Origin of the sequence: Glycomyces salinus (assembly GCF_016428645.1) — a bacterium.
GTDB lineage: Bacteria > Actinomycetota > Actinomycetes > Mycobacteriales > Micromonosporaceae > Glycomyces > Glycomyces salinus.
In genome coordinates this window covers 1-8,498 of sequence record NZ_JAELXW010000070.1, presented here as the reverse complement: position 1 = coordinate 8,498, position 8,498 = coordinate 1, and the positions used below count along the sequence as shown (strand labels likewise).

Below are 8,498 nucleotides of genomic sequence, written 5' to 3'. Positions count from 1 at the left end.
CCCAACGACTGCGCGGTCGTGACATACGAGGAATTCGGGTCGTTCACATACAGACGGACCGCATCCGCCTTGAACTCATCGGGGTACTTGCTGCCTGAGGCCACCTTGATCTCTCCTTGCAGCCGAGCCTACCGGCCCAGCGATCAGAGTGTCCCCCTCCAAGGGTGAAGCTCCGCACGGTGTACCGAGAAGACAAGACCGCGGAGCGGACCGTTGTGAACGCCGACCAGGACCTGGGGTTGCGGCGGCAATTGCGACTAGTGGCGTGGAGACGCTGCGCGTTCACCTATCTCACGGTAACCGCAATCGCCGCATCGGTCCTCATAACCGACGCCCGCGGTCACGAGATCGCCTTCCCCGTGTTGAGCCTCTACCTCGTAGCCGGTCACGCACTATGGTTCGCGCCACCGGCCAGACATCTGCTTCGCCACGCTCCACCAGCGATCCGGCAGGTGACCTTGACCGTGCCGACCGGACTTCTCGTCGGCGGCCTGAACATACGCGGCTACTGGATCGATGACCCCTGGTTCTGGATCAGCGCCGCACTCGCAGCGCTGATGATGCTTCGAGTATTCCGGCCCCAAGTGGCCACCTGGATCCACGAACGACGGCAACGACGTGGTGGCCGGGCCAAGTAACCCCAGGTCAGGAACGGTCTTCCCAGTCTTGAGACGCCCAAGCACGACAATTGCACCCTCCCGTGACTACGCGACGGCGGATGGTACCTCGCGGTGCTCGATCACCGCAATACGCAGTCGGGCACCGGCGAGTACCGTGGTGGACCTTTTGCATTCTTACTCGAACCCATCGCCGCAGGTAGACGCCGTGCTGGATCGTCTTGAGGCCCCAATTGAACCCAGCGAGCCGATTTCTGGCCCCTCATGGAGGGCGTTCAATGGCTGGGGTAGTCCACCCACACATGCCGAGTTCGTCACCCCACGCTTGCTCAATCAGCGGTTGAGCGCCGAACAGCGTGAGGCCATCGTCATGGCGTATGCCGGTGGCACACCACAGAAGCTTCTCGCTGCCCAGTATGGCATCAGCGACCGTAGTGTCAAGCGCTTGATAGCGAACGCCCGAAGATCAGGGATGCGGCTTCGAACTCGGGCGATCTGATCCGAATGGAGAGGGGATTCGCATAAGCATCCGTAGTATCAAGTAGTTGGTCCGCTCCGGCCGGGAAACGCTGCAAGGGCACGGATCCTATGCGGGCTCGTCGCGTTGTTCGATTAGGGTCTGTCGCAGTGCTTCGACCGTCGCGAGGTCGTCGCTGAACGCGTTGGGTTCGGCCTCGCTCAGTTCGCGGTAGTAGCCGATCGCGCGGTCGCAGTACTCGAGTGCGGCGTCAAGCTCAACGCCGAGATTCTGACGGACATGCGCCGCCGTCTGCAACGACAGTGCCAGGTCCGGCAGGTGCGTGGTGCGGTTGGTCTCGATCAGCTCCTCACGCATCGCTACCGCCCACTCGGCCGCCGCCAGCGTCTCGCCACGCCGCCTGGCCTCAGCCAGACAGTTCGCATGGGTATCTACCGCCATCGCTAGTTCCGGCAGGTAGGCGGCACGATTGTCTTCGGCCAACTCCGCACACATCGCTACCGCTCGCTCTGAAGCGGAGAGCCAGGGGCTTGCATCGTGGGCCATAGATGGATATCGTTACCTACATATGGATAACGATATCCTATAGGGTTCATCAAAAGCGAGCCGTCGGCGGCCGGTGCGCGGGCTACGCGCTTGGTCGCTGAGCGAGCGGGACACCCGGTCGTCGACTCTGCCCTCCGTAACCGATTCTCCCCTTGGAAGGTACGCATCATGTCTTCGCAAGAGGCCGCGAACTGCGGTCGCGTGAACGTTCTCGGTAGAGTCTTCGGGTCCGCCGCGGTACTCATCATCTCCACGGGACTCATGTTGTTCACCCCGACCGCCGAGCCGTCGGCGGCCCAGGACCTCGGCGCCTGCGAGGTCCAGTTCCACTCGACCGTCAGCGAGGAAGGATTCGTCCACCCCGGTGTCGGCCTGACCGAACCGATTCTGCGGAACGTACGCGACCAGATCGCGGCGGGGGAGGAGCCGTGGACCTCCGGGTTCGAGGCGATGCGGCAGTCCTCGGCCGCGGCCGAGGACGTGAGCGCTTCCAACGCCAACGGCGACGGGTCGATCCGCTCTGACGCCTTCAACAGCCAGGGCTTCAACGGCCGCTTCATTGGGGACGGCCAGAAGGCCTACACGCAGGCGGTCATGTACGTGCTGACCGGGGAGGTGGTCTACCGCAAGAACGCACTGGACATCATCCGCGTCTGGGAGCAGATGGACCCCGAGAAGTACGAGTACTTCACCGACGCGCACATCCACACCGGCGTCCCGCTCTACCGCATGGTCTCGGCCGCCGAACTGCTGCGGTACTCCAGTTGCGGCGAGGACGAGGAGTACCCGTGGACCGAAGCCGACACCCAGGAGTTCAACCAGAACCTGGTGGTGCCGACCATCGAGACGTTCATGTCCTCGCCGGACCACTTCATGAACCAGCACAACTACCCGCTGCTGGGTTCCATGGCCGGGTCGATCTTCATGGACGACCAGGCACTGTACGAGGAGAAGATCGAGTGGTACACCGTCAACGACACCGCGAAGGACGACGGATTCAACGGATCGATCTCGCGGCTGCTGCGGTGGGTCGACCGGAACGACAAAACCGGTGAGCCGATCGACGACCCGCACGTGCAATTGACCGAGATGGGCCGCGACCAGGCGCACGCCGGGGGCGACCTCACCAACATCGCCACGCTCGCCCGTATGATGCTCGCCCAGGACACCAAGGTGGATCCGGTCGACGGCACGGTCTCGACCGCGGCAGACGCCGTGGGCCCCTACGAGTTCCTTGACGACCGCGTCCTTCAAGCGGCTGACTACTTCTGGCAGTACATGCTCGGTTACGACACCGAGTGGACGCCGATCGCATACGCGATCTCGCCGGACGGCACGATCCGCGACACCTACAACTCCATCGCCCCGTCCTACCGTGGTCGGTACGTCACCGCGAGCGTCTGGGAGGTGTACTGGTACTACAAGTTCACGCTCGGCGAGGATGTCGAGTCGATGGCCCCGTATCTCTCCGAGGCCTACGCCATGCGCCCGCCGCCGATGTTCCACCGGGGTGGCGGCGTCGGCAACGCCTGGGACATCCGCGATGGCGGCGGTGACCGGTGGCTGTTCGCGCCGCCCGAAGCCGTGGGCGAGGCGACCTATCAGCCAGGAGACAACCCCACCAAGTATGAGATCGAGCAGCGGTACACGGACCTGAACGGGACCGCCGAGACCATCGACGGATACGTCCGCCTTCCCGGAGGCTCGAAGATCGCCTACCTCAACGGCGAGGCCTGGCGGTCCCGACTGGGCTTCCTGGTCCGCACTGAGGGCGAGGCCGTGATCCACCTCGGCTCCACCCGCGACAGCTCCATCATCGTGCCCGACACCGGAGGAGAATGGCGCTACGTCACCGTCGACCGGGGCATGGGCGACCTGCTCTACATCGAGACCGAGGGCGCCGCGGTCGACATCGACCACATCGACATCAACGCCGCTGAGGAGCTCAACCCGCCCGAGTTCACCGGCGGTACGCCCGATCGCGTCGTCGGCTGGGATGGCGCGACCATCACCGCCGACCTCTCGGCGACCGCCGCCGAGGGCACGACCTACAGAGCGACCGGGCTGCCCGACGGTGCCGAATTCGACCAGGGCACCGGCGCACTGACCTGGACCCCGGCCGAGGCCGGTTCTTGGACGGTCACCGTCGAGGCCGACGACGGCACCATCACCGCCGCCCGCCGCTTCACCTTCGTCGCCGGTGCCGCCCGCCGCGAGGCCCTGACTCTGGCCGCCGAAGGGTACGACCCCGAGGCCGGATACGAGTCCGCGACAGAGGAGGCCTACACCGCCGTCTACGACGTCGCCGAGGGGCTGCGGAAGAAGGGAACCGACGCCGAATATCTGAACGCGTTGGCCGAGGTCGTCACCGCGGTGGACGGCCTGCGCCTGATCTCGCCGAAGACCGCCATCGACGGGAGCCTGGACTACCCCGGTCTCGTGGTGGACTCGACCACAGAGGACCGGATCCGGAACCTCGTCGACGGCAACAATCACTCCGGAACCGGCTACTTCCAGGCCGTCAACCTGTCGCACACCTTCGACTTCGGACCCGACTTCCGGGTCTCGGCCACCGAGTTCGGTTTCCAGAGCAACATCTTCGCCGACCGGCTCGCCACCGCGGCGGTGTTCGGTTCCAACGACGGGTCCACCTGGACCCGGCTCACGCCGGGAGAAGCGGACTACACCCAGGACTTCAACACCGAGGCGGTCGCCGAAGACCTCCAGGACGACCAGTTCCGCTACCTCAAAGTGCAGCTGATGGACCCGCAACCGGACGTTCTCTACGGGATCGTGCGGAACCTGTTCGAGATGACCGAGTTTCACATCTACGGTGAGCGCCACGAGATCGGGAACCAGATCGAGACAGTCTCCATCGGATCGGACCAGGCGGTCGCCGGCAAGGTCGCGAGCAGGGAGACCGTGGACGTGACCGTGACGACGAAGGAACAGGTCGACTCGCTCACCGTGAACGTGGAGGGGATCGCCGCGGAGGCATCCTCCGAGGACGGGATCAACTGGACGGCCTCGGCCGCGGTCGACGGCGTCGAACCCGGCGACGTCACCGTCGCCGTGGACTACACCGACGCCGACGGGGAGGCCGGGCCCACCTTCTACGGCACCACCGACGGCTCGAAACTCTACGTCGGCGGCGACGGCGACAGCAGCGTGGACGTCGGCTCCCTGGCCACAGTGGTCGCTTCGGGCCAGGAGTGGCCCGGCGACGGCCTCGGCGCCGAAGAGGTCGGCTACCTGCTGTTCGACGGCGACGCCGAGACCGCCGGCGACCTCATCACCGGCGAGGGCGCCTACTACACGGTCGACTTCGGCGAAGGAGCCTCCTTGCGCCTCGACGAAGTGTTCCTGCTGCCGCGATCATGCTGCGTCGACCGCGCCAACGGTGTGGTCGTCCAAGGCTCCGACGACGGTGAGACCTGGACCGACCTCACCGAAGAGCTCAGCGGCGCGGCCGCGAACACCTGGACCGGCCGCGAGGTGAACGACGAGGACTACTACCGCCACTTCCGGATCTTCAACGCGAACCGCTGGCACGGCAACCTCTCCGAGGCCCAGTTCTACGGCGACCTCCAGTACGACGACGCCTACTTCGAGTCGCGCGTGCGCGACACGAGCGCGTCGACCCGCGCCAGCACCTACCTATACGAGGAGGAGGTGAACCGCCTCAGGGAGGCGCTCGCAGACGACGACGCCGACCGGACTGCGATCCTTGACGACCTGAACGCGGCCGCAGACCTGCTCGTGCCCCAGTCCTCGCTGTTCTCTGAGGTAGAGGTCGACCAGGCCGGAGTGGTCGCCTCCAGCATCTCCTGGGACGGCTCGGTCGACGCGGCCGAGAACGGATGGCGCGCCTTCGACGGCGACCCGGCGACCTCGCCGGACACCGAGACCGCCGAAGGCTGGGTCACGGTCGACCTCGGCGAGGATGGGGCCGTCCCGATTGCCGGCGTCGAATACCTGCCACGCGAGGGCAACCACGCCCGCGCCAACGGGGCGCAGATCCAGGGCTCGAACGACGGCGAGAACTGGGAGACGCTCGCGACGATCTCGGGAGTGTCCTCGGTCGAATGGGGCACCGCCCCCATCGAGAGCGACACCGCCTACCGCTACCTGCGGTACTACACGCCCAACGGTTTCGCCAACGTGGCCGAACTCGTGCTCGTCGAACGCACGGTCGACCGCACCCTGCTGGAACTGCTGCTCGATCGGGCGGCGCTCCGCAACGAGGCGGACTGGACACCGGAGTCCTGGACCGCGCTGGCCGATGCGGTGGCAGAAGGCGAGACCGTCCTCGAGAATGAGGATGCCGATCAGAGCGCAGTCGACGGCGCAGCCGACGCCGTCGACGCCGCGTTCGACGGTCTGATCTGGAACGTCCCCGACTGGGAATCGTCCGAGCTGTACCCAGACGGATCACGGGTCCATTACGACGGCCGCGTGTGGGTGGCCCAGTGGTCGACGCGCGGAATGACTCCCGGTGAGTCGGATTACGGTGCGTGGACCGAGGTCGGCGAACCGGTGTTCTGCGACGAGGACCGGCTCTCGACGTGGACCTCGTCGTCACTCTACCGACACGGCGACAAGGTCTACTTCGACGGTTCGCACTGGCGAGCCAAGTGGTGGACGCGAAGCAACGAACCCGCCGAGGGGCCCGGCCATGCCTGGGAATTGGTCGGTACCTGCTGACGAACCCGTGCCCGGCCCCACACAGGGCCGGGCACGCCGCGCGGCCGTAAGTGACGGATCCAGCCATCCGGGGCGGTCCTGATGAGACAGGGGAGTTCTGGCCATAACCAGTGCGTTTCTCATCTTGGGTGAGTTCCGTTGCGGGGTAACGAGGAAGCTCCTGGTACAACAACTAGCGACCAAACTCGTTGTCTCCCAGGAGCTCCTCGATGTTGTTGTACCAGGCGGCACTGCCGCTGTCGACGCGGACCTTGAACTACACCGCCGGCCTCATCCGTGCCCACCGCAAGGCGATCCGCTCCCGCTGGCGGGCCATCGATGCTGGTCAGCAGGCACTGCTGACGCTCGCCTACCTGCATCATGGCCACACCTACGACGCCCTCGCGCCCGGGTTCGGCATCTCGCGCGCCACCGCCGCCCGTCGCGTCCACGAGGCGATCGACCTGCTGTCCGCGCAGGCGCCGCGGCTCCGGGCCGGACTACGGAAGGCCAAGCGCTCCGGGCGAGGCTTCGTCATCATCGATGGCACTCTCATCCACACCGACCGCCTGGCCGCCGACCGCCCCTACTACCAGGTGAAGCACCGATCGCATGAGATGAACCTCCAAGCGGTGGCCGACCCGGACGGGAACCTGCTGTGTGTCTCGGGCGCACTCCGCGGTTCGATCCACGACACCGCCGCGGCCCGGATCTGGCAGCTCCCGCGTCTGCTGCGCGAGTACGGCCTGTTCGCCCTGGCGGACAAGGGTTATCAAGGGCTGGACCATGACCTGGTCGTCACGCCCTACAAGGGGAAGGGCAAACCGGGCTACCAGAAGGCGCACAACCGGCTCCACGCCCGACTACGCGGACCAGGCGAGCGCGTCTTCGCCGAGCTCAAGAAGTGGGATGTGCTGGGCAAACTCCGATGCGACCCGCATCGGACCACCCAGATCGCCCGCGCCATCGCCACCCTCAACCATCAAGAACGCCAATCAGGATGAGAAGACCTCAGCGTCCCGGAGGCGTTTCGAACATCCGTCGATTTGTGCGAAGATTTATCACAGTAGGCGGTGATGATGCGTTCGCGGTCCTCGACGGCGCGTTTGGCGAGTACGTAGAGGATTTCGGGCAGTCGTTCTTCCAGGGTCATGCTTTTTGCGATCGGCCCACTCGTGGATGCCGTTGGCAGGGCCCCTGTGCGGTGCAAGCCTCGCGGCTGATCACCTCGAGTGACCCCTTCGAAAGCAGCGTCGTCTTCGGCCTGACCGGGGGCAGCGGCAAGCGTTCGATGCTGGCCATGGTGGAAGAAGAGATTGCAACCGTGTACCCCCACTGGCAGGTCGCCCAGTTCACGCCGTGGGCGACCAGTGATGTAACCGGTCTCCTCGGCGACTTCTATGCCTTCTTGAGCGCCGCCTTGCCCTCGTGTCGGGGGAAGCGTCTTCGCACCGCGATGGGCGCACTCGCTCAGGTTGCGGCACCGGCGGTGGGCGGCAGGGTGGCCGCCGCAACCAAGTGGGCCGGCGACGCGCTTGTAAGGAAGGCAGCTTGGGATGCGGCCTTCCGTCGAGCCGAACGAGAACCGTGGGATCCGGCGCGACGGTGACTTCGAGGATGACAAGACTGCGCCAATATCGCCTGGCCCGGCGCAGGTCGGCACGGACGGCGACTCGGATCGCGACGGGCGGCGGTGATGCGAACCTCCGCCCGCGTGGACCTCAACCGACAGCAGCGGGGCGTGGTCGGTTCGTGTTCGATCGGGGTTCAGGCGCCGATGCGGAAGGTGGCGTCGGCTCGTTCGGTGGCGTCGTCGATCGGGTCGATGCGCAGCACGTAGTTCGAGTGGCGGAGGTAGCGGTCGGGGAAGTTCTGCGACCGGAAGGAGGTCCAGGAGCCGTCGGCGAGACCGGGCTCCTGGTGGAAGGTCGCATCGGCGGCGAAGAGGTCCGAGCCGTCCTGTTCCTCCAGGCGCAGCTCGAAACCGGAGTGCCGCAGGTACCGACCGCGGTAATTGTACGACTCGAACGAGACTCCGGACCCGGTCAGGCCGGTGACGATCCGCCACTGCTGGTCTGCCGGAGGCTCCATCGGGTACGGGTCGATGCGAGCGATGCCGGCGGCGTGCCGAATGAAGCGGTCGGGGAAGTTGTAGGACTTCAAGCGGTTCCACT

At 65.8% G+C, this 8,498-nt stretch carries 7 protein-coding genes; 5 read left to right on the top strand and 2 right to left on the bottom strand.

The window, feature by feature from the left end; genetic code table 11:
* Nucleotides 1-164: 164 nt before the first annotated feature.
* Both JFB92_RS17690 and JFB92_RS27000 read left to right on the top strand, forming a co-directional pair.
* Nucleotides 165-638, top strand: coding sequence for a hypothetical protein (locus JFB92_RS17690; RefSeq protein ID WP_199041918.1), 474 nt, complete (start codon nucleotides 165-167; stop codon nucleotides 636-638).
* Entirely contained in the window at nucleotides 619-1,116 is a 498-nt protein-coding gene (locus tag JFB92_RS27000) for a sigma factor-like helix-turn-helix DNA-binding protein (protein WP_372451658.1), read from the top strand. Before JFB92_RS17690 ends, JFB92_RS27000 begins: the two co-directional genes overlap by 20 nt.
* An 87-nt stretch (nucleotides 1,117-1,203) precedes the next feature.
* Here JFB92_RS27000 and JFB92_RS17680 read toward each other — a convergent pair whose 3' ends face one another.
* Complete coding sequence (locus JFB92_RS17680) at nucleotides 1,204-1,578, bottom strand: hypothetical protein (protein WP_199041914.1); 375 nt, start codon at nucleotides 1,576-1,578, stop codon at nucleotides 1,204-1,206.
* Nucleotides 1,579-1,902: 324 nt separating this feature from the next.
* Between JFB92_RS17680 and JFB92_RS17675 the strand changes: the two genes are divergently transcribed.
* From JFB92_RS17675 to JFB92_RS26275, 3 genes are all read left to right on the top strand, one after another.
* Complete coding sequence (locus JFB92_RS17675) at nucleotides 1,903-6,345, top strand: discoidin domain-containing protein (RefSeq protein WP_199041912.1); 4,443 nt, start codon at nucleotides 1,903-1,905, stop codon at nucleotides 6,343-6,345.
* 209 nt (nucleotides 6,346-6,554) lie between these two features.
* On the top strand, nucleotides 6,555-7,328 hold the full coding sequence (locus tag JFB92_RS17670; protein WP_199041910.1) for a transposase family protein: 774 nt from the start codon (nucleotides 6,555-6,557) through the stop codon (nucleotides 7,326-7,328).
* Nucleotides 7,329-7,372: 44 nt separating this feature from the next.
* Nucleotides 7,373-7,933, top strand: coding sequence for a P-loop NTPase fold protein (locus JFB92_RS26275; RefSeq protein ID WP_199041908.1), 561 nt, complete (start codon nucleotides 7,373-7,375; stop codon nucleotides 7,931-7,933).
* 158 nt (nucleotides 7,934-8,091) lie between these two features.
* Here JFB92_RS26275 and JFB92_RS17660 read toward each other — a convergent pair.
* The coding region (locus tag JFB92_RS17660; RefSeq protein ID WP_199041906.1) for an AbfB domain-containing protein at nucleotides 8,092-8,498 on the bottom strand (407 nt) is incomplete at its 5' end.

What these genes read in the sequence shown, in the direction of transcription:
- JFB92_RS17675 (WP_199041912.1), top strand. Translation starts at nt 1,903, where the DNA reads ATGTTGTTCACCCCGACCGCCGAGCCGTCGGCGGCCCAGGACCTCGGC.
- JFB92_RS17670 (WP_199041910.1), top strand. Translation starts at nt 6,555, where the DNA reads ATGTTGTTGTACCAGGCGGCACTGCCGCTGTCGACGCGGACCTTGAAC.